Consider the following 19,863-nt stretch of genomic DNA (forward strand, 5'->3'; position numbering starts at 1 on the left):
CTTCACCCGGCCTGGATGCCCGCGCGGGCCACCACATCCCGCCACTGTGGCACCTCGACGCGCAGGCGTTCCGCCAGGCGGGCCGGGCCGTCGAGCAGCAGGGTGGCGCCGCTTTCCTCCATGCGGGTGGCCAGCATGTTGCCCCGGGCCATCGGCGCCACCTCCCGCGCCAGGCGGTCCACCACCTCCTGCGGCGTGTTGCGCGGGCCGAACATGGCGTACCAGATGGTCATGGCGTAGCCCGGCACCGCCTCGCTGATCGCCGGCACGTCCGGCAGGCTGGTGGCGCGTTCGGCGCTGGTCACGGCGATGGCCTTCAGGCGGCGGTCGCGCAGATGGGTCAGCGCCTCGATCGTGCCGGTCACCAGCAGATCCGTATCGCCCGCATACAGCGCCGTCACCGCCTGCCCGGCGCCGCGATAGGGCACGTGCAGCAGGTCGATCCCGGCCCGCACGCCCAGCAGCGCGCCGCCGAGATGCGTGGTGGAGCCGACGCCGGAGGTGCCGTAGGTGATCGCGCCCGGCGCCGCCTTGGCGCGCGCGATCAGATCCGCCAGGTCCCGGATCGGATTCTCCGGCCGCGCCAGGATCACCATCGGCGCCTCGCTGACCATTGTGATCGGCACCAGGTCGCGGAACGGATCGTAGCCAGGGTTGGCCATCAGCGCCGGCACGATGGCGACCGATGACGTGGTGAACAGCAGCGTGTGCGGGTCATTCGCCTGCACCACCGCCTGCACGCCGAGCGACCCGCCCGCGCCAGGCCGCGTTTCCACTAGCACCGGCTGGCCGATCTTGCTGCCCAGCGATTCGGCGATGAAGCGGGCCGGAACTTCCACCGGGCCGCCGGCGGCGAAAGGCACGATGAAGCGGACGGTCCGGTTCGGCCAGGCGGCCTGCGCCTGCGCGCCAGCCGGGGCCAGGCCGAGCGGCGCCAAGCCAAGCCCAGCCAGCGCGTGGCGGCGGGTGATGTGCATTTTTCTTGGTCTCCATCCCTGGGGCTCTGCTGGCCCTTACCGTTGACATCCTCAACCAAGCCGCCCCATTCCTGCAAGCACGGAACGGGGGGTGGCATGGGTCAGGCGGGGGGTGGCGGCATGCGGCCGCTTGAGGGGCTTCGCATTTTGGACCTGTCGCGGGTGCTGGCCTGCCCCTTCGCGACCATGCTGCTGGCGGAGCTCGGCGCCAGCGTGATCAAGGTGGAGCAGCCCGGAACCGGGGATGAGACGCGCGGCTTCGAGCCCTTCTTCGATTTCGGCACCAGCGGCTATTTCCTGGCCTGCAATCGCGGCAAGCGCAGCATCACCGTGGATATGCGGAAAGCCGGCGGGCGGCAGGTGATCCGCGACCTGGCGGCAGGCGCGGATGCGCTGGTGGAGAACTTCCCGACCGGCACGCTGGCGCGGCGCCAACTCGACTACGCCGCGCTGCGCGAGGTGAATCCGCGTCTGGTCTATCTGTCCTGCACCGGCTTCGGGCAGACCGGGCCTTATGCGCAGCGCAAGGGCTACGACACGGTGTTCCAGGCCATGGGCGGGCTGATGGGCCTGACCGGGGAGAAGGGCGGCGGGCCGGTGAAGCCGGGGCTTCCGGTGGCGGACCTCACCACCGGATTGTGGGTGGCGATCGCGCTGCTGGCGGCGCTGCGCGGGCGGGATGCGGGCGGCCCAGGGGGGGGCAAAGGCGCGCATGTGGACTTCGGCATGCTGGACGGGCAGGTGGCGCTGCTGACCATCGCCGCCGCGCGGTTGTTCGCGCTGGGCGAGGTGCCGCCGCGGCTCGGCACGGAACATCCCGGCCGCGTGCCGACCGCGAGCTTTCGCTGCCAGGATGGCCGCTTCCTGCACATCACCGCCAGCGACCAGCATTGGGCGCCGCTCTGCGCCGCGCTGGACCTGCCCGAACTGGCGGGGCTGGCGACCAACGCGCAGCGGCTGGAACAGCGCGAGCACATCATGGCGGCGATGTCCGCCGCCCTCAGCGCGATGACGCGCGCGCAGGCCGTCGCGGTACTGGATGCGGCGAATGTGCCGAATGGCCCGGTGCTGGCGCTCGATGAGGTGGTGGCGGACCCGCATGTGCAGGCGCGCGGCAGCGTGGCGCAGGTGGCGCATGGCGCGGCCAGCCACCCGGCGCTGCGCCTGCCGTTCCGCTTCGATGGCTTCGCCGACCCGGCACCGCTGCCGGCGCCGGCGTTGGGTGCCGACACCGACGAGGTTCTGCGTGAACTTGGCTACGACCCGGCGAGGATCGCCGCGTTGCGGGAGGAAGGCGCGATATGACGGAGCCGCTGCTGTACACGGAGGCTGATGGCCTGGTCACGCTGGCGCTGGACCGGCCGCAGGCGCGCAATGCGCTGAACCTGGCGCTCGCCGAGGCGCTTGCCTCCGCCTGCCGCCGCGCCACGGAAGCCCGGGCGAAGTGCGTGGTGATCCGCGCCAACGGCCCGGTCTTCTGCGCCGGCGCAGACCTCAAGGAACGCCAGGGCATGGACGACAACGCGGTGCGCGCGCGCCGGGTGAAGGGATTTTGGGCCTACGAGTCCATCGAGCGGCTGCCGATGCCCTCCATCGCCGTGGTCGAAGGCCCGGCCGTGGGTTCGGGCGTGGAGATCGCCGCAGCCTGCGATTTGATCCTTGCCACACCCGCAGCCAGTTTCAAGACGCCGGAGGCGCTATGGGGTACGGTGGGGGCGACGCAGCGCCTGCCGCGCATCCTCGGCAAGCGGCTGGCGAAGGACATGATGTTTACGGGGCGCGTGCTCGGCGCGGAGGAAGCAGTAGCCGCCGGGCTGGTCGCGCGGTTGGTGGCGCCGGATGCGGTGGCGGACACGCTGGCGGCGATCACCGCCACCATCCTGAAGGCACCGGCCTCCGCCCTGGCGCTGGCAAAGCGCTGCATCGATGAGGGGCTGGAACGCGACCCGCGCGGCGCGCTGGCCACCGAATTGCTGGCGATCGAGGACAGCCTGGCCGCCGCCGAATGGCGCAGCGCCATGTCGGGTTTTGGGCGATGAGCTGGACGACGCGCCTGGCCGACCTGCTCGACGTCAACGCCGCGCGGCGCGGCAATGCGGAGGCGCTGGTGGCGGATGGCGTGCGGCTGACGCATGCGGAACTGCGCGCGGAGGCGCGCGGCGTGGCGCGCAGCCTGCTGGCGCTTGGCATCAGGCGCGGCGATTTCGTCGCGCTGCTGATGGGCAACGACGCGAACTGGGTCGCCAGCTTCTACGGCGCCGCGCTGATCGGCGCGGTGACTGTGCCGGTCAACACCCGCTTCAAACCGCCCGAGATCGCCTTCGCGTTGAGCCGCGCGCGCTGCAAGGCGGTGCTGCTGGCCGGCCGCTTCCTCAACATCGATTTTGCCGCGGCCGTGGCGGAAGTGCGCGGCGAACTGCCCGAGCTGCGCCATGTGGTCGTGGCCGGCACGCCGGGCTGGGACGCATTTCGCGCGCAGGCCGTGGACGAAGCCGCGCTGGAGGCCGCGATGGCCGCCGTCACGGCGGAGGATGTGCTGCTGGTGCAATACACCTCCGGCACCACGGCGCATCCGAAGGGCGTGCTGCTGACGCACCACAACATGCTGCGCAACGCCACCGCCTGCGCGGCGAAGCTCGGAGTGCGGCCGGATGATCGCTACCTGAACTGCCGGCCCTTCTTCCATGTCGCGGGATCGACGCTCTCGCTGCTGGTGTGCCTCGCGACCGGTGCCGTGATGGTGACGCCGCCGACCTTCGAGGCGGGCGCCGCGCTGGACCTGCTGGAACGCGAGTGCTGCACGCTGACCTCGGGCAATGACGCGATCTTCCAGCTTCTGATGTCCCACCCCCGATTCGACCGCGCCCGGCTGCATCTGCGCGGCGGTTGGGCCGCGGCGGGGCCGGAAACGATGCGCCGGATCGTCGAGGAGATGGGCATCACGGATTTGTGCTGGGCCTATGGGCTGAGCGAGGCGTCCCCCAATGTCGCGCTATCCGACCATCGCGAGCCCGCCTGCGCCCGCATCGCCGGCGGCGCCGTGCCGCATACCGGGCTGGAGGTCCGCATCGCCGATCCCGCGACGAACGCGCCGCTTCCTTTCGGCACCGCTGGGGAGATTCAGGTGAAGGGCTGGTCGATCATGCGCGGCTACCTGAACGACCCGGAGACGACGGCACGGACCTTCACGCCGGATGGCTTCCTGCGCACCGGCGACCTCGGCACGCTGGACGAAGATGGCCGGCTGCGGATGGTCGGCCGCATCAAGGATGTGATCCGCGTCGGTGGCGAGAATGTCGCACCCGCCGAGGTGGAGGAAGTGCTGTCGGCGCACCCTGCCGTGGCGCTCGCCCAGGTGGTCGGCGTGCCGGATGCGCGGCTGACGGAGGCGGTGGCCGCCTTCGTGCAACTGCGCGACGGTGCGGCGGTGACGGAGGCCGAACTGCTCGCCTGGCTGAAGCCGCGCCTGGCCAATTTCCGCATGCCGCGGCACCTGGCGATCGTCGACGGATTCGAGTCGATCGGTATGACGGCCAGCGGCAAGGTGCAGAAGGTGAAGCTGCGGGCGCATGCGCTGGCGCTGCTGGGCCTGTGACAACTCGATGACAAATCTGGTCATCCGTATGAAATGCACAGCTTGATTCACAAGCACTTCACATAGGGCCACGAATTGTCCATTTGGATTTGATGCGATTTCGCAGGCGGATGGGCCGCCTTTCCATGATCCGGGGAGCCAAGGGAAAGATGCCCGCTGATGCGGTGGTCGACCTCCGCCGTCAATGCGCCGCCCTGCCGCTGACCGGCCTGGGCCCGGCGCTGCGCGTGGTGCTGGTGACCAGCCGCGAGACGCGGCGCTGGGTGATTCCCAAGGGCTGGATTGAGCCGGGCGAACAGCCGCATCGCAGCGCGGCGCGGGAAGCCTTCGAGGAAGCCGGCATCGTCGGCGAGGCTGAGCCGGAGCCGATCGGCCGGTTCGGCTACCAGAAGCGCCAGCCCGGCGGTGTGCTGCTGCCCTGTGAGGTGCTGGTCTATCGCCTGCGCGTGGCCCGCCTGCTGCATGACTGGCCGGAACGCCGCCAGCGGGAACGCCGCCTCGTCACGCCGGCCACCGCCGCAGGGCTGGTGGCGGAGCCGGAACTGGCGGCGCTGCTTCGGGCGCTGGCCGCCGGCTGAGGCTCAGCGCCGGTCGGCGGCGGTGGTGACGTAGGCGCGACCGTAGCGCTTTTCCAACTGGCGCTGCACCAGGTCCCACACCGTGGTCATCACCAGGTACCAGAAGGCCGCGGCCATGAACAATTCCAGCACCAGGAACCGTTCCTGGATCAGGATCTGCGTGCGCCGCAGCAACTCCTCCATCGAGATCACGCTGGCAACCGAGGTGGTCTTCAGCAGCCCGTTCACCGAATTGCCCAGCGGCGGAATGATGATGCGGAAGGCCTGCGGCCAGGTGATGGTGCGGAACACCTGGATCTTCTTCAGCCCCAGCGCCAGCCCGGCCTCGCGCTGCCCTGGCCCCACGGCGGAAATGCCGGAGCGCACGATCTCGCTGAGATAGGCGGCCTCGTTCAACGCGAGGCCCAGCAGCGCCGCCTGCGTCACGCTGAAGCGGATGCCGAACAGCGGCAGGCCGGTATAGATGATCAGCAGCTGCACCAGCAGCGGCGTGCCGCGGAAGATCCAGCAGTAGAAGCTGGCGAGCGCGGCCAGCCACCGGTTGCCGGAAAGCCGCAGCAGCGCGACGACAATGCCGAGGATCAGGCCGAAGAACAGGGAGGCCGCGGTCAGCCACAGCGTGGTGACCGCGCCCTCCAGCAGGAAGGGATTGAACAGGTAGTCGAAGAACCCCTGCCAGGACCAGATGTGCATCTACATGCCTTCAAACGCCGGGCGCGGCCTGCGGCCGCTTGGCTTCGCGCCGTGCACGGTCGTGCCTGGCAGGTGTGATGGTTTGGGCGCGGTCCGCATTCGCGGCCTAGGCCCGCGCGAATTGCGCGGGCCGCCAGAAATGTCGGGCGGTTATTGCGGGCCGACGACTTCGAAGCCCGCCTCGTACTTGCTGACGCCGTAGCGGTCGAACAGCCGGTCATAGCTGCCATCCGCCTTCATCTCCGTCAGCACCTTGGCGATTTCCTGCGCCAGGGGGCGGGACCGCATGGCGAGGCTGGCGGGGGTGGGGAACAGGCCGTGCAGCACGCGGGGGAAATCGCCGCGCTGGTCGTATTCGGCGGCCACCGCATCCACGCTCGTCACAGCCTGCACCTGGCCGACGCGCAGCGCCTGGAAGGCGATGGCGAAATTGTCGAAGGTGCGGATGGTGATGGCGGGTTTGCCGCGCGCGACCAGGTCCGCGCTCAGCGCCCGGGTGCGCGCTTCCTCGAAGCCGCCGATCTCGACGCCCACGGTCTTGCCGGCCAGGTCATCAACGGTGCTGATGTTCAGCGGGTTGCCGCGCGCGGCGGAGAAGGCGACGGCCGCATTCTCATAGCGCAGCATTTGCATGATCTCGGCGCGCGCCGGGGTGAAGAAAGTGCCGCTGTTGATCACGTCCCAGCGCCGCGCCGCGAGGCCCGGGATCATCGCGCTGAACTCGATCCGCACCCATTCCGGCGTCAGGCACAGGCGCTTTGCGATCTCCTGGCCGAGATCGAAGCGCAGCCCCTGCAGCTGGCCCTGCGCGTTGACGAATTGCAGCGGCGGCAGGGTCGGGTTGATCGACATGATCAGCGTGCCCGGCTTCACCAGTTCGGAATTCGCCACGCGCGGCGTGCAGCCGGCAGGCGCTTGCGCGAAAGCCGGCGAGGCGAAAGCCGCCAGCGCGGCGGCGAGAAGAAGACGACGCATGATTTGAAACTCCCTGTTTGTTTGAAACGAACTCAGGCCGCCTGGCGCGCACCCTCGGCGAGTAGACCCAGCCCCTGCAACACGGCCGCCAGTTGCGGTACATCCGCCCCCGGCAGCGGCAGGCGCGGCGGGCGCGGATCGCCCATCGGCATGCCCATCAACCGGAAGCCGGCCTTCGTGCCGGAGACGTAGCGCGGCCCGCCGACGAAGGGCAGCAGCGGCATCAATTGGCGGTACAGCGGCAGCGCCTTGTCCATGTCCTTGTCGAAGGCCGCCGCGTGGAACATCTCCGTGCTCAGCTTCGGCGCCAGGTTCGAACACACCGCGACCCAGCCGATGGCGCCGAGCCAGGCACTTTCATACCCCAGCACGCCCGCAAACACTTCCATGCGGTCGCCGCAGAGATCGACGATGTCGCGCACGCGCGTCACCTCCAGCGTGCTCTCCTTCACGTAGAGGCAGCTTTCGATGGTCGCCAGCCGCGCGAGGATCTTGGGCGTCAGATCCACATTCGCCGTGGCCGGGTTGTTGTAGACCATGATCGGGATGCCGATGGAATCCGCCACCTTCTTGTAGTGGACATACAGCTCATCCTCCGTCGGCACGGAATAGAAGGGCGGGATGATCATCACGCCATCCGCGCCGAGTGCCTCCGCCTCCCGCGACGTGCGCACCACCTCCCGCGTATCCTCCGCGCCGGTGCCGATCAGCACGGGCACGCGGCCGGCGGCGGTCTTCACCACCGTCTCGACGATCGCGGTGCGTTCCTCCGGCGACACGGACAGGAACTCCCCGGTCGAGCCGAGCGGGATCAGTCCGCGTATACCCTCGCGGATCTGGAATTCCACCAGGCGCTCCAACGCCTTCAGATCAACCGCTTCACCGCCCTCGGTGAAGGGCGTGATCAGGACCGTGTAGCAGCCGCGAAATTTCTTGACGGCCATTGGCTTGCTCCCACTGCGCGAACGGCCATCATCCATGCGCCTTTCCGCGAAAGCATCAAGCCCATCCCATGCGACTTACTCACGCCGCGATCCGCCCCTCTGCCGAAGCGGTGGGCATCACCTTCGATGGTCGCCCGATTCCCGCGCTGTATGGGGAGACGGTGGCCGCGGCGCTGTCGGCCGCCGGGGAGTTGACGCTGCGGTATACGCAGTCCGGCGCGCCGCGCGGGCTGCATTGCGGCATGGGCGCCTGTTTCGATTGCCTGGTCACCATCGACGGCCGCGCCAACCAGCGCGCCTGCCTCGCGAAGGTCGCGCCGGGGATGGTGGTGGAGCGCGCCGCCCCCGCGCAGCCCGCGCGCCTCGCGCCGCCGCCACATGCACAGGCCGAGGAACTGGCCTGCGACCTGCTGGTGGTGGGCGCCGGCCCCGCGGGCCTTTCGGCGGCGATCGCCGCGGCGGAGGCCGGCTGCCATGTGATCGCATTGGATGAACGCGACGCACCGGGCGGGCAGTACCTGAAGCCACTCGCCGCCAGCCACGACCATGCGGCACCGGACCGCCAGTTCCGCCAGGGCGCCGAGCTGCGCGCGCGCGCCATCGCGGCCGGCGTGGAGTTCCGATTCGGCGCCACCGTCTGGGGCGGTTTTGGGCCGGATGAGATCGCGGCACTGGTCGAGGGCCGCAATGTGGTGTTCCGGCCCCGGCGCCTGGTGATTGCGGCCGGGTCCCACGAGCGCCCGGTGCCGATTCCCGGCTGGACCCTGCCGGGCGTGATGACCACCGGCTGCCTGCAAACCCTGGCCCGCGCGAATCGCGTCTCGCCGGGCGAACGTGTGGTGATCGCCGGCAACGGCCCGCTGAACCTGCAACTGGCCTGCGAATTGGTGGAGGGCGGCGTGCAGGTGGCGGCCGTGCTGGAGGCCGCGCCCTTTCCCGGTTTTCGGGGCGTGCGGCAGGCCCTGCGGCTGGCCGCCGGCGCACCGGACCTCGCCTGGGACGGCGCGCGTTACCTGACCGGGCTGAAGCGCGCCGGCGTGCCGGTGATCTGGGGCGCACGCCCGGAAGCGGCGGAGGGCGACACCCGCTTCGTCGCACTGCACGCCACCACCCCATCGGGGACAATCCGCATCGCCGCCGATGCGCTGGCGCTGAACCTCGGCTTCCAGCCTGAAACCGGCCTGGCCCGCGCGCTGGGCTGCGCGCATCGCTTCATCGATAGCGGCCTCGGCCGGCTGGAGACGGTGACGGATGCGGATGGCCGCACCAGCATTGCGGCAATATTCGCCGTGGGTGACGGCGCGCAGGTGGGCGGCGCGCGCATCGCCTTCGCGCGCGGCCGCCTGGCCGGGCTGGCGGCGGCGCGGGATCTGCGGCCGGGCCTGGCCGACGACACCGCCAGCCGCCGCGCCCTGTCCCGCGCCATCGGTTTCCAGGACGCGCTGTGGCGCTTCTTCGCCGTGCCGGAATTCGATGCGCGCAGCCTGGCTGACACCACGCTGGTCTGCCGCTGCGAGGAAGTCTCCGCCGGCACCCTGCGCGCCGCGATGGCCGAGGGCGCGGCCTCCCTCGGCGCGGTGAAGAAGGCGACGCGCGCCGGCATGGGCCGCTGCCAGGGCCGCATGTGCGGCGCGACGGTGGCGCGCATCGTCGGCGCCTCCGAGGAAGCCGGTTTCGCCGCCCCCCGCGCGCCGCTGAAGCCGGTGCCGGCCATCGCGCTGGCCATGGAGAAGCCGGAATGGCTCGAAGGCCCCGCCGTGCAGCCCGCCCCCATCCTGCCGGCCCACCGCGCCCCCGCCACCGGCCCTGCCGAGACTTGCGACGTGCTGGTGGTCGGCGGCGGCGCGCTCGGCCTGTCCACCGCGCTGTATTGTGCGCGGGAGGGGCTTTCGGTGATCCTCGCGGAACGCGGCGAGCCGGGGCAGGGCGCCACCACCGGCAATGCCGGCAGCCTGCACATCCAGCTCCACGCCTATGACAGCGCGGGGGCGGAGGAAGGGCCGGACAGCGCGGCGGCGCAGGTGCTGTCCATCGGCCCGCAATCCGTGGCGCTGTGGCGGGAGATTGCGGCGGAGGCGGGCGAGAGCCTCGGCATCCGCACCGAGGGCGGGATCATGCTGGTGGAGACGCCGGCACAGTTGGAAAGCCTGCGGGCGAAGGTGGCGATGGAGCGGGCCTTCGGCGTGGATAGCCGGGTGCTCGGCGCGAATGAGCTGATGTCCGTCGCGCCCTACCTCGCCCCGGGTTTTGCCGGTGCGGCCTTCTGCGCGCCGGAGGGCCAGATGGACCCGCTGCGCGGGCTTTCGGCGCTGCTGTCGCTGGTGCGGCGCGCGGGCGTTTCGGTGCGGGGTGGCACCACCATCGCGGCGATGGTGCAGGATGGGGCGGGGTTCCGGGCGGAGACAGGCGGGGGCGGCGTGATCCGCGCCGGGCAGGTGGTGAATGCCTGCGGTCCCTGGGCGGGCGAATTCGCCGCGATGATGGGGGCGCCGATTCCGGTGCGGGCGGCGGTGCAGCAGGTGATGGTGACGGAGGCGGCGGGCGGCGAGGTGATGCGCCATTTGGTGCTGCATGGCAGCCGGCACCTTTCGGCCAAGCAGGGCGATGCCGGCCACCTAGTGCTCGGCGGCGCCTGGCCCGGCGTGCTGGATGCGGCGGGGCGGCCGCGCAACCTGCGGGAGTCGATCGAGGGCAACCTGTTCGTCGCGGGCACGGTGCTGCCGGCGCTGGCGGGGCTTCAGGTGATACGGGCCTGGACCGGGCTGAACGTGCAGGTGCCGGGGCCGATCCTGGGGGCGGACCCTCGGGTGCAGGGGCTGCACCATGCGGTGACGTTCAACGGGTGGACGCTGGGGCCGGTTTGCGGGCGGTTGGTGGCGGAGGGGGTGCGTGGGGGGAAGGGGGCGCCGGGGGTGTTTGGGGTGGGGCGGTTTTGAGCGAGGAGAGAGCCTCACTATGTCCGCTTTCGACCCAAAGCGGTCGTTCGAGTTGCAAACCTCTCCGAAGGCCGCAACCCGAGCGGCGATCATCGTCCTGGCGCCGTAAAGCAGCCCAGGACCCGCGCCTGCGTCGGGACGAATCATGGACCGGACCGCGGGATCCGAGGCGGATCCCATGCGGCAGGGATCGTATCTAGCTCGGAGGTTTGTAGACCTTAGCGACGGCCTGCGCCTTCGTCATTGCGGCGATGAACTCTGTGCCCGACAGCAGCGCCGTGGTCTTCGCCGTCTTGAGCGCCCCGCCGGCGCCGACCGCCAGCGCTATGGCCGCCATGCTCTCCTTGTCGGGCAAGTCCACGACGATGCTGAAGTCGTGATCTCCGAAGCTGTACCAGCAGCCGATCAACTTGCCGCCTACTGCCTCGCTGGAAGCGCGGGCGACGGCTTCGACTCGGTTCTGCGGGTTCTTCATCTGCGCCGCCAGGGCGGCGGGCGTGTAAGCCCCTTGATACAGGTAGAGCGGCATGATTCGCCTCCTTATCGTTCTTGTTAATTTTTTGGACGAGCCGGTCGCTCCGGCTTGGCGAAGCCGCCGACCCGCGTGGAGCCTAGGCTCCGCAGCGGCCGAGCTAAACCGAAATCGTTGCACGAGTTGTTGTGGGAAGGCCCCCGCGCCGAAGGCACCGGGCGGCAAGCTGTGCCCGCCTGGCCTCCCTGGATCATCAGGGCATCCTAGGCGCCTCGCTCGAAGGGAGGCAGGCGAGCAGCGTCACCGCCGCAGCGCACTGCCCGAAGCTCGCCGCGACGGCCAGAGCTACCGACCCGCCGCCAACCACCGTCTTCCGGAGCAAATGGCTGGCTCACGCCGCGTTCGACCCAAAGCAGCCTTGGACCGCCCCCCTCAATGCAGCCTTGGCGCCTTCAAAAACTTGCTCCGGTCCCCGCTCACCACCGGCAGCACCAGCCTTCGCCCGTCCCGCTCCGCCGCCACATTTACCGCCACGCCCGCAGCCCCGCGCGACCACAGGCTGCGCCACAGCCCCGCCAGATCCGGCGCCTCGCTGTCATCCAGCCCCAAAATCCGGTCGCCCGGCCGGATGCCCGCCTTCTCCGCCGGCCCCTTGGCGGCGACGGAGGCCACGACCACCCCTTCCTCCTGGTCCGCACAATACAGCCCGAGCCAGGGCCGCGGCGGCTTGTTCACGCGGCCATAGGCCAAAAGATCGTCCAGGATCGGGTGCAGCAGCCCGATCGGCACCACCAGGTTCAAATCCAGCTTGCGCCCCTTCGAATCCGCATGCTGCAGCACGAGGGACCCGATGCCGAGCAGCGACCCGTCCGGCCCGATCAGCCCCGCCCCGCCCCAGGAAGGATGCGCCGGCGCCGTGAACAGCGCCTCCTCCAGCAGGTATTCCCAGTAGCCGGCAAAGGGTTCGCGCGCGACGACGGAACACGCCAGCGCCCCGCCGCCCCCCGCGCCCCGCCCGGATTGCGGCGCCGCGGCGAGAATGGTCTGCACCCCGGCCTCCGGCAGCGCGGCGGGGCCGAGCGGCATGGCCGGTGCCTCCAGCCGCCCGAGCGCCTGCACCAGGCCGAAGCCGGACTCGAAATCATAGGCCAGCGCATGGCCCGGCACGACGCGGCCGGCGGCGGTCTTGATCCAGATGCTGTCGGATTCGCCGATCAGGTAGCCGATGGTCAGCACCAGCCCATCCTCCCGGATCACCACGCCGCTGCCTTCGCGTTCGGTGCCCAGGGTGCGGGCGGAAAACGCATCCGCCGGCACGCGGGTCTTCAGGCTGACCACGGAGGCCAGGGCGCGCTGCAGGTCGAAGCTGTAGTCGGCCGGGTCGGGCCGCAGGTCCTCGGGGATGATCCAGTCCTCGTCCGCCATCAATCCAACCATGCCAAAGGCGCTAGTCTACCGCATTCGCCAGCCCCGCCAAATTGCCGGGCGTTTCAGTACCGGGCGTTTCAGTACCGGGCGTTTCAGCACCGGGCGTTTCAGCACCGGGCGTTTCAGCACCGGGCGTTTCAGTACAGGGCCTGGGCCGCGCCGGTCCCGATGCCGGATTGCGCCGCCGGGGGGCCGGGTTCCCAGCCGCGCGGCGGCTCCACCAGGCCCGGCGCCGCCTGGCCCCCCACCGCCTGGCTGAGCGCCGCCGCATCCGGACGGGGGCAGCGGAAGGCGATGGTGTAGTCCTGCCCGCCGATATGGCTGCGCGTCACCTCGAAAGCCCGGTCCATCGCCGCGCAATGCGCCCGTGCGCGTTCCACGCCCAGCCTTGCCGCCTGCGCCGGCGAATTGCCATGCGCGGTCAACCCGAAGACCTCGGGCGAAAGCTCCGCCACCTCACTGGAGGAGGAGCAGGCGATCAGCGCCAGCACGGGCATCAGGGCGAGGAGGCGAGTCAGGGCGCAGGCTCCACGTATCGTTACGCCAGCCTAGAACAGCTCGGGCGCGAGGGGAATCACCCGCGCCCGCACTTGCCTCGGCCCGGCGCCTCAGCCCGCCGCCTTCGCCTCCCGACGCCGGCGGTGCAGGACGAATTCGGTGTAGCCATTGGGCTGCGCCGCACCCTCGAACACCAGGTCGCAGGCGGCCTGGAAGGCGGGGCCGGTGAAGCTGGGTGCCATCGGGGTATACGCCGCATCGCCGGCATTCTGCCCGTCCACGACGGCCGCCATCCGCTTCAGCGTCTCCTCCACCTCGTCGCGGGAGACGATGCCGTGGCGCAGCCAGTTGGCGATGTGCTGGGCGGAAATGCGCAGCGTGGCGCGGTCCTCCATCAGCCCGACATTGTTGATGTCCGGCACCTTGGAGCAGCCGACCCCCTGGTCCACCCAGCGCACGACGTATCCCAGAATGCCCTGCGCGTTGTTGTCGAGCTCCGCCTGCACATCCTTCGGCTCCCAGTTCGTGTCCTGGGCGAGGGGGATGGTCAGGATGTCGTCCAGCTTGCCACGGCGGCCGCCGGCGGCGAGTTCCACCTGGCGCGCGGCCACATCCACCTGGTGGTAGTGCAGCGCATGCAGCGTGGCCGCGGTGGGGGAGGGGACCCAGGCGGTGTTGGCGCCAGCCTTGGGGTGGCCGACCTTCTGCTCCAGCATCGCCGCCATCATGTCCGGCATCGCCCACATGCCCTTGCCGATCTGCGCCCGGCCGCGCAGCCCGCACAGCAGGCCGACATCGACGTTCCAGGCCTCATAGGCACCGATCCAGGGCAGCGCCTTCATCTCGTTCTTGCGGACCACGGCGCCGGCTTCCATCGCCGTGTGGATTTCGTCGCCGGTGCGGTCGAGGAAGCCGGTGTTGATGAACACCACCCGGTCCCGTGCCGCCTTGATGCAGGCCTTGAGGTTCACCGTGGTGCGGCGTTCCTCATCCATGATGCCCATCTTGATGGTGGCGCGCGGCAAAGCGAGCGCATCCTCAATGCGGGCGAACAGGCTGTCGGCCAGCGCCACTTCCTCCGGCCCATGCATCTTCGGCTTGACGATATAGGTGCTGCCGGTGCGGGAATTCATGCGCTTGCCGCGGCCGGGCGGCTGGATGTCATGCAGCGCGATCGCCACGGTCACCATCGCATCCAGCGCGGTTTCCGGAATTTCGGCGCCGTCCAGGGTGACCACATCCGTCATCATGTGGTGCCCGACATTGCGCACCAGCATGACGGAGCGGCCATGCAGGCTCACGCCGGACCCGGAAGGCGTCTTCCAGACGCGGTCCGGGTTCAGCCGGCGGGTGATGGTCTTGCCGCCCTTCTCCAGGTCGGCCGTCAGGTCGCCCTTCATCAGGCCGAGCCAGCAGCGATAGACCTCGATCTTGTCGGCAGCATCCACCGCGGCGACGCTGTCCTCGCAATCCATGATGGTGGTGAGTGCGGCTTCCATCACCAGGTCGGAAACGCCGGCGGCATCGGTCTGGCCGATGGCGCTGGTCCGGTCGATGTGGATTTCCAGGTGCAGCCCGTTATTCACCAGCAGGATGGCGGTGGGCGCCCAGGGCTCGCCCTGGAAGCCGACGCATTGGCCGGGCCGGGCGAGGCCCACCTTGCGGTCATCCGCTAGCGTCACCACCAGCGCGCCGCCCTCGATCACGTAGCCCTTGCTGCCGGCATGGCTGGCGTCGCCGGCCAGGGGCGCGGCCTGGTCCAGCACGTTGCGGGCGACGGCGATCACCTTGGCGCCGCGCTTCGGGTTGTAGCCACGGCCGCGCTCGGCGCCATCGGCGTCCGGGATCGCATCCGTGCCGTACAGCGCATCATACAGGCTGCCCCAGCGCGCATTCGCGGCGTTCAGCGCGTAGCGGGCGTTGGAGACGGGAACCACCAGCTGCGGGCCGGCCATGTGGCCGATCTCGGCGTCCACATCGGTGGTGCCAACGCTGAAATCCTCCGGCTCCGGCAGCAGGTAGCCGATCTCGGCCAGGTGCGCCTTGTAGGCCGCCAGGTCCACCGGACGGGCCGGGTTGGCGCGGTGCCAGGCATCGATCTGCGCCTGCAGCGCGTCCCGCTTGGCCAGCAGGGCGGCGTTGCGCGGCGCGAAATCGCGCAGCAGCGCCTCGAAGCTGGACCAGAAGCGAGCCGCTTCGATGCCGGTGCCCGGCAGCGCCTCGGCTTCGATGAATTGCCGAAAGGCCTTGTCCACACCAAGGCCGCCAATCCGCTCCGATGCTGCCACGATCCGTCTCCATCTTGTCTGCGCTGCCGGCATGCGGCGGCCGCTTGCCCCACGGGGCATTTGGGCCGCGTGCTTAGGCGCAAAACCTTGGCTCTCCAAGGGGGTGGGCAACAAGGTCAATTGTCTGGTCATGTGCGGAAAGCGTCCAATGCTCGGATGGTTTTCGACGCCCTGCGCCCCCAAAGAAGTGTCTCATGCTGCCATCGGCGCGAGACAAGCGCCCGTGCCTGTGGTGAAATGACATGACAATTAGAACGCTTCCCGAAGGCCGCCGCCGGTGAATGCATTGCCCAATGAGGCTTCCAACACGCCCCTGCCCGAAGACGCCCCGGGCGAGGCGCGCCGCCTGGCTCCTGTGCACCCGCGAACCATGGTCGAGCAGGCGGCGGAGGCGGTGGTGGCCGCCGCCGCGCGCGGTGTCTTCCTGCCCGGTGACCGGCTGGTCGAGGCGGAGATCGCCCGCGAACTGGGCATCAGCCGCGTCCCGGTGAGGGAGGCGCTGCGCCTGCTGGAAAGCCAGGGCATCGTTGTCTCAACGCCCTACAAGGGCATGAGGCTGATGCAGGTGACCAACCGCGCGGTGGCCGAACTGATGCGCGTGCGGACGGCGCTGGAGGCGCTGGCGCTGCGCGAGATCCTGGCCACCGGCCTGGCAACACCGGAGCGTCTGGCCCCGGCACGGCGCGCGGCGGAGCGCTATGACAGCGCGGCGGAGGCGCAGGACATGGCCCTGCGGGTCGCGGCCGATGAAGCCTTCCACGGCGAAATCTGCCGTCTTTCCGGCAATGGCGTGCTGCATGGCATCTGGCTGAGCGTGGCGCGGCAGCTTTCCGTGGTCTGGGGCCTGGGCCACGACGTCCGGCCGAAGCCGCGCGTCTCCGCCGAACACGTCGCTATGCTGGACCTGTTGGAAAAGGGCGATCTCGAAGGGGCGCAGGCGGCGCTCGACCGGCATCTGAGCTGGCATGAGGACCTGGATTTCGAACAGGCGGTGGAACGCCGGCGGCAGGCCAAGCGGCGCTGAAATCCCCCCGGCGGGGTTGCCGAAGGCCCTGTGCGGGTTGATCCTCCCCCGATCGGAGGACCCCGCATGCAATACCAGCCGCCAGCCCATACCAGCCAGCATTGGCAGGTCACCAAGCCCGCCGCCCGCGGCCGCCGCGGCATGGTGGCCAGCCAGTCCCGCGCCGCCGCCGAGGCCGGCATCGCCATCCTGGAAGCCGGCGGCAATGCGGCGGATGCGGCGGTCGGCATGGCCTTCGCCCTGGCCGCGATGGAGCCCTGGAACAGCGGCCTCGGTGGCATCGGCTATGCCCAGGTGGCCGCGCCGGGCGGCAAGGCCGAGACCTTCGATTTCGGCCCCGTCTCCCCCGCCGCGCTGAATGCCCGGGATTTCCCGACCACCGGCCGGATGAAGCAGGATCTGTTCTCCTGGCCGGAGGTGGAGGGCGATCGCAACATCCATGGCGCGATGAGCTTCTGCATCCCGTCCTCCGTCGCCGGCTATGCGCTGCTGCATGAACGCCGCGGCCGGATGCCGGCCAGGGATGTGCTGGCCCCTGCCGTGGCGCTGGCGCAGCGCGGGCTGCCGCAGGATTGGTTCACCACACTGAAGATCGCCAATGCGGCTTCCACACTGAAGCTCTACCCGGAATCGGCGCGCATCTATCTGCCGAACGGCCTGCCACCGGTCACGCCCTACCAGGGCAAGCCCGGCTTCTTCCGCCTCGGCCGCCTGCCGGAGACGCTGGAGCGCCTGCAGCAGGCCGGCTTCCGCGACTTCTATGAGGGTGATGTGGCGGCTGCCATCGCGGCCGACGTGAAGGAGGCGGGCGGCATCCTCTCCGCCACCGACCTCGCCGGCTGCCAGGCGCGGGTGCTGCCCGCGGTCTCCGTGCCCTGGCGCGGCCATACGCTGCATCTGTCCAACGGCCTGACCGCGACGCCGACCTTCCGGCGCGTGATGGAATTGATGGAAGCCGCGGACTGGACCGGCAGCGCGCCCGGCACCGCCTGGCATTTGGCCTTCGCGAAGGCCATGCAGGCCGCCTATGCCGAGCGTCTGGCGGGCCTCGGCGATGCCGAACCGAAGGGCGCTGAGACCTGCACCACCCACCTCAACGTCTGCGACGCGGATGGCATGATGGTGTCCATGACAACCACGCTGCTGTCCTCCATGGGCTCCCGCGTCGTGCTGCCCCGATCGGGCGTGCTGATGAACAATGGCGTCATGTGGTTCGACCCGCGCCCGGGCAGCGCCAATGAGATCGGGCCGAACAAGCGGCCGCTGACCAACATGTCCCCGGTCATCGTGGCCGATGAATCTGGCAACCCCTCGATGGCCCTGGGGGCCTCCGGTGGCCGGCGCATCCTGGCCGCGGTGTTCCAGACCCTGGCGCTGGTCAACGGCTTCGGCATGGACCCGGAGGCGGCGGCGCATTTCCCGCGCATCGATGTCAGCGGCCCCGAAGGCGCCACCGCCGATCGCAGCCTGCCGCAGGCCACCCTGGACGGCCTGGCCGCTGCCGGCCCGCTGGAGGTGGTGGAACACGCCGTGCTGCCGGTGAATTTTGCTTGTCCGAACCTGATCCAGATCCGGGCGGGTGGCGAACGGGTGGGTATCACCGATGTCATGTCCCCCTGGTCGGCTGCCCTCGCCGAGGCATGACGGAAGCGCTGACCCTGGCGGAGGAAATCGTCCTCCTCGCCCTGGATGACGAAACGGGGCGCCCGGTCGGCCGTGGCGGCATGGCGCCGGACCGGGCGCTGGCCGGCGCGCTGCTAATGCAATTGGCCCTCGCCGGGCGCGTGGACACGGACCGGGACCGGCTGTTCGTACTGGACGCCACGCCGCTGGGCGATGCGGCGCTGGACGCCGCGCTGGCACGGCTGGCCGCCCCCGGCGCCCCCGCCGATGCGCGCGGCGCCATCCCGCTGCTGGCGCGCGACGCGCCCGCCGCCCGCGCCGCCATCCTGGACCGGCTGGTGGCGCGCGGCATCCTGCGGCGGGTGGAGGACCGGGTGCTGTGGATTTTGCCCGACCGTCGCCACCCGAAAACTCCCGGCCGGCCGGAGGTGACGGAAGCCCGCGCCCGGCTGCGCGCCCTGCTGCTGGAGGGCGAGATCCCGGCGCCGCATGACGCGCTGCTGCTCGGCCTGGCGCGTGCCGCCGGGCTGCTGCCGCTGATCTTCACGCAGACGGAGCTGGAGGCCGTGCAGCCCTGGCTCGGTGTGGTGACGCGGATCGAGAGCCTGAATCGGTCGCTTGCCGTGGCCGTGGCCGATCTGCGCGGCGCCGGTCTCGGCACCAGCCAGCGCGAAGGCTGAAGCGCGGCATACAATTTGCCCTGTACCCCGGCAGAGGGTGCAAGGCGTGCCACGGCCCTGGGCGGATGCCCAAGGGATGAGCGCCACCCCTCGGTTTCTGATCGCTGGGAGCGCAATCAATGCAGACGCGTCGTACTCTGCTCGGGCTGACCGCCGCGAGCCTCGGGGGCCTCGCCGCCCCCTCCATCGTCCAGGCGCAGCCGGCCTGGCCGAACCGTTCGATCCGCCTGGTCGCGCAATTCCCACCAGGTGGGCTGGTGGATACGGTGGCGCGGCTGATGGCGCCGGTCATGGCGCAGGCGCTGGGCCAATCCGTGGTGGTGGAAAACCGCGCCGGCGCGGGTGGCATCATCGGCACCGACGTTGTGGCGAAGGCGCCGGCGGATGGCCACACGCTGCTGGTCAGCCATGCCTCCGTGCATGTCTTCTCCACCGCCACGCGGCCGGCGCTGCCCTTCCACCCGATCAACGACTTTACCCACATCATGCATATGGTGGAGGCGCCCAACATCATCCTGGTGCGCGCAAATTCGCCGTTCCAGTCGCTGGAGCAACTGCTGGCCACGGCGCGCACGCAGCCGGTGCGCTTCGGTTCCTCCGGCATCGGCTCCGCCCCGCATCTGCTGGGCGCCATGCTGTCCTCGGAGGCGCGGGCGCCCAACCTGGACCATATCCCCTATGCCGGCAGCGCGCCGGCCATGCAGGATGTGCTGGCCGGCAACATCGAATGCATGGTGGACCCCATCACCACCAACACGGCACAGATGCGGGATGGTTCGCTGCGGGCGCTGGCGGTCTCCACGCCGCAGCGGCTGACGATGTTCCCCGACCTGCCGACCTTCGCCGAGCTGGGCTTTCCGAAGCTGACCTCCGCCCAATGGCTCGGCCTGTCTGGGCCGAAGGGCCTGCCGGCGCCGGTGGTGGAACGGCTGGCGGCGATCGTTCCGCCCATCCTGGCGCGGCCGGATCTGATGACCCGCCTGACCGACCTGCAGACGCTGCCGCGCATCCCCCAGCCCATCGGCGATGCCTTCGTGTCGGTCATCCGCGAGGAGATCACGGCGTGGACCGCTGTGGCACGGCAGTTCAACATCGTGGTGGGTTAGCAGCCCTGGGGCAGGCCGGCCTGACGGCCAGCCGCCTTTCGTGTCA

17 protein-coding genes are annotated in these 19,863 nt (G+C 70.1%); 9 read left to right on the plus strand and 8 right to left on the minus strand.

The features are described from left to right. Positions 1 to 2: 2 nt before the first annotated feature. Entirely contained in the window at positions 3 to 977 is a 975-nt protein-coding gene (locus ACFHNC_RS12965; protein ID WP_437169633.1) for a Bug family tripartite tricarboxylate transporter substrate binding protein, read from the minus strand. A 120-nt stretch (positions 978 to 1,097) separates the two neighbouring features. Here ACFHNC_RS12965 and ACFHNC_RS12970 point away from each other — a divergent pair, with 120 nt between their 5' ends. The 4 genes from ACFHNC_RS12970 to ACFHNC_RS12985 all read left to right on the plus strand — a co-directional run bounded on the left by ACFHNC_RS12970 (position 1,098) and on the right by ACFHNC_RS12985 (position 5,150). After that, positions 1,098 to 2,282: a CaiB/BaiF CoA transferase family protein gene (locus tag ACFHNC_RS12970; RefSeq protein ID WP_437169634.1), complete on the plus strand. Its 1,185-nt coding sequence runs from the start codon at positions 1,098 to 1,100 to the stop codon at positions 2,280 to 2,282. After that, positions 2,279 to 3,016 (plus strand): enoyl-CoA hydratase/isomerase family protein, encoded by a 738-nt coding sequence (locus tag ACFHNC_RS12975; protein ID WP_437169635.1) that lies wholly within the window; start codon positions 2,279 to 2,281, stop codon positions 3,014 to 3,016. Before ACFHNC_RS12970 ends, ACFHNC_RS12975 begins: the two co-directional genes overlap by 4 nt. Further along, positions 3,013 to 4,572, plus strand: coding sequence for a class I adenylate-forming enzyme family protein (locus ACFHNC_RS12980; RefSeq protein WP_437169636.1), 1,560 nt, complete (start codon positions 3,013 to 3,015; stop codon positions 4,570 to 4,572). The genes ACFHNC_RS12975 and ACFHNC_RS12980 overlap by 4 nt, the downstream gene beginning before the upstream one ends. Positions 4,573 to 4,721: 149 nt before the next feature. Then, positions 4,722 to 5,150, plus strand: a complete 429-nt coding sequence (locus tag ACFHNC_RS12985; RefSeq protein ID WP_437169637.1) for an NUDIX hydrolase — start codon at positions 4,722 to 4,724, stop codon at positions 5,148 to 5,150. A 3-nt stretch (positions 5,151 to 5,153) separates the two neighbouring features. Here ACFHNC_RS12985 and ACFHNC_RS12990 read toward each other — a convergent pair whose 3' ends face one another. The 3 genes from ACFHNC_RS12990 to ACFHNC_RS13000 form a co-directional block, all read right to left on the minus strand. Continuing rightward, positions 5,154 to 5,843, minus strand: coding sequence for an amino acid ABC transporter permease (locus tag ACFHNC_RS12990; protein ID WP_437169638.1), 690 nt, complete (start codon positions 5,841 to 5,843; stop codon positions 5,154 to 5,156). A gap of 150 nt (positions 5,844 to 5,993) precedes the next feature. Next, positions 5,994 to 6,818: an ABC transporter substrate-binding protein gene (locus ACFHNC_RS12995; protein ID WP_437169639.1), complete on the minus strand. Its 825-nt coding sequence runs from the start codon at positions 6,816 to 6,818 to the stop codon at positions 5,994 to 5,996. A 32-nt stretch (positions 6,819 to 6,850) separates the two neighbouring features. After that, positions 6,851 to 7,762, minus strand: a complete 912-nt coding sequence (locus ACFHNC_RS13000; protein ID WP_437169640.1) for a dihydrodipicolinate synthase family protein — start codon at positions 7,760 to 7,762, stop codon at positions 6,851 to 6,853. A gap of 68 nt (positions 7,763 to 7,830) precedes the next feature. On the opposite strand from ACFHNC_RS13000, the gene ACFHNC_RS13005 reads away from it, so the two are divergent. After that, a complete protein-coding gene (locus tag ACFHNC_RS13005; protein WP_437169641.1) occupies positions 7,831 to 10,698 on the plus strand; it encodes an FAD-dependent oxidoreductase in 2,868 nt (955 codons plus the stop codon). A 196-nt stretch (positions 10,699 to 10,894) separates the two neighbouring features. Here the strand turns inward: ACFHNC_RS13005 and ACFHNC_RS13010 are convergent, their stop codons facing one another. The 4 genes from ACFHNC_RS13010 to ACFHNC_RS13025 all read right to left on the minus strand — a co-directional run bounded on the left by ACFHNC_RS13010 (position 10,895) and on the right by ACFHNC_RS13025 (position 15,417). Then, positions 10,895 to 11,227: a GYD domain-containing protein gene (locus ACFHNC_RS13010; protein ID WP_437169642.1), complete on the minus strand. Its 333-nt coding sequence runs from the start codon at positions 11,225 to 11,227 to the stop codon at positions 10,895 to 10,897. Between the two features lie 375 nt (positions 11,228 to 11,602). Then, positions 11,603 to 12,595: a S1C family serine protease gene (locus ACFHNC_RS13015; protein WP_437169643.1), complete on the minus strand. Its 993-nt coding sequence runs from the start codon at positions 12,593 to 12,595 to the stop codon at positions 11,603 to 11,605. Between the two features lie 140 nt (positions 12,596 to 12,735). Continuing rightward, complete coding sequence (locus ACFHNC_RS13020) at positions 12,736 to 13,095, minus strand: hypothetical protein (RefSeq protein WP_437169644.1); 360 nt, start codon at positions 13,093 to 13,095, stop codon at positions 12,736 to 12,738. Between the two features lie 111 nt (positions 13,096 to 13,206). Continuing rightward, the gene (locus ACFHNC_RS13025; RefSeq protein WP_437169645.1) at positions 13,207 to 15,417 is read right to left on the minus strand and encodes a malate synthase G; all 2,211 of its coding nucleotides are present in this window, start codon (positions 15,415 to 15,417) and stop codon (positions 13,207 to 13,209) included. Positions 15,418 to 15,661: 244 nt separating this feature from the next. Here ACFHNC_RS13025 and ACFHNC_RS13030 point away from each other — a divergent pair, with 244 nt between their 5' ends. The 4 genes from ACFHNC_RS13030 (at position 15,662) to ACFHNC_RS13045 (ending at position 19,817) form a co-directional block, all read left to right on the plus strand. After that, on the plus strand, positions 15,662 to 16,408 hold the full coding sequence (locus ACFHNC_RS13030; RefSeq protein ID WP_437169646.1) for a GntR family transcriptional regulator: 747 nt from the start codon (positions 15,662 to 15,664) through the stop codon (positions 16,406 to 16,408). A 66-nt stretch (positions 16,409 to 16,474) separates the two neighbouring features. Next, complete coding sequence (locus ACFHNC_RS13035; protein ID WP_437169647.1) at positions 16,475 to 18,052, plus strand: gamma-glutamyltransferase; 1,578 nt, start codon at positions 16,475 to 16,477, stop codon at positions 18,050 to 18,052. Next, complete coding sequence (locus ACFHNC_RS13040) at positions 18,049 to 18,711, plus strand: GOLPH3/VPS74 family protein (RefSeq protein WP_437169648.1); 663 nt, start codon at positions 18,049 to 18,051, stop codon at positions 18,709 to 18,711. The genes ACFHNC_RS13035 and ACFHNC_RS13040 overlap by 4 nt, the downstream gene beginning before the upstream one ends. 119 nt (positions 18,712 to 18,830) lie before the next feature. After that, the gene (locus ACFHNC_RS13045) at positions 18,831 to 19,817 is read left to right on the plus strand and encodes a Bug family tripartite tricarboxylate transporter substrate binding protein (RefSeq protein ID WP_437169649.1); all 987 of its coding nucleotides are present in this window, start codon (positions 18,831 to 18,833) and stop codon (positions 19,815 to 19,817) included. Positions 19,818 to 19,863: the final 46 nt, after the last annotated feature.

The organism is Falsiroseomonas sp. E2-1-a4, assembly GCF_051433165.1.
Taxonomy (GTDB): domain Bacteria; phylum Pseudomonadota; class Alphaproteobacteria; order Acetobacterales; family Acetobacteraceae; genus Falsiroseomonas.

Excerpts from the sequence above, each read along its gene's own strand:
- ACFHNC_RS13010 (WP_437169642.1), bottom strand. The coding sequence starts at position 11,227 with ATGCCGCTCTACCTGTATCAAGGGGCTTACACGCCCGCCGCCCTGGCG.
- ACFHNC_RS13045 (WP_437169649.1), top strand. The coding sequence starts at position 18,831 with ATGCAGACGCGTCGTACTCTGCTCGGGCTGACCGCCGCGAGCCTCGGG.
- ACFHNC_RS13005 (WP_437169641.1), top strand. The coding sequence starts at position 7,831 with ATGCGACTTACTCACGCCGCGATCCGCCCCTCTGCCGAAGCGGTGGGC.
- ACFHNC_RS12975 (WP_437169635.1), top strand. The coding sequence starts at position 2,279 with ATGACGGAGCCGCTGCTGTACACGGAGGCTGATGGCCTGGTCACGCTG.
- ACFHNC_RS12990 (WP_437169638.1), bottom strand. The coding sequence starts at position 5,843 with ATGCACATCTGGTCCTGGCAGGGGTTCTTCGACTACCTGTTCAATCCC.
- ACFHNC_RS13000 (WP_437169640.1), bottom strand. The coding sequence starts at position 7,762 with ATGGCCGTCAAGAAATTTCGCGGCTGCTACACGGTCCTGATCACGCCC.
- ACFHNC_RS13035 (WP_437169647.1), top strand. The coding sequence starts at position 16,475 with ATGCAATACCAGCCGCCAGCCCATACCAGCCAGCATTGGCAGGTCACC.
- ACFHNC_RS12965 (WP_437169633.1), bottom strand. The coding sequence starts at position 977 with ATGCACATCACCCGCCGCCACGCGCTGGCTGGGCTTGGCTTGGCGCCG.
- ACFHNC_RS12980 (WP_437169636.1), top strand. The coding sequence starts at position 3,013 with ATGAGCTGGACGACGCGCCTGGCCGACCTGCTCGACGTCAACGCCGCG.
- ACFHNC_RS12985 (WP_437169637.1), top strand. The coding sequence starts at position 4,722 with ATGCCCGCTGATGCGGTGGTCGACCTCCGCCGTCAATGCGCCGCCCTG.
- ACFHNC_RS13020 (WP_437169644.1), bottom strand. The coding sequence starts at position 13,095 with ATGCCCGTGCTGGCGCTGATCGCCTGCTCCTCCTCCAGTGAGGTGGCG.
- ACFHNC_RS13040 (WP_437169648.1), top strand. The coding sequence starts at position 18,049 with ATGACGGAAGCGCTGACCCTGGCGGAGGAAATCGTCCTCCTCGCCCTG.
- ACFHNC_RS13025 (WP_437169645.1), bottom strand. The coding sequence starts at position 15,417 with ATGCCGGCAGCGCAGACAAGATGGAGACGGATCGTGGCAGCATCGGAG.
- ACFHNC_RS13015 (WP_437169643.1), bottom strand. The coding sequence starts at position 12,595 with ATGGCGGACGAGGACTGGATCATCCCCGAGGACCTGCGGCCCGACCCG.
- ACFHNC_RS12970 (WP_437169634.1), top strand. The coding sequence starts at position 1,098 with ATGCGGCCGCTTGAGGGGCTTCGCATTTTGGACCTGTCGCGGGTGCTG.
- ACFHNC_RS12995 (WP_437169639.1), bottom strand. The coding sequence starts at position 6,818 with ATGCGTCGTCTTCTTCTCGCCGCCGCGCTGGCGGCTTTCGCCTCGCCG.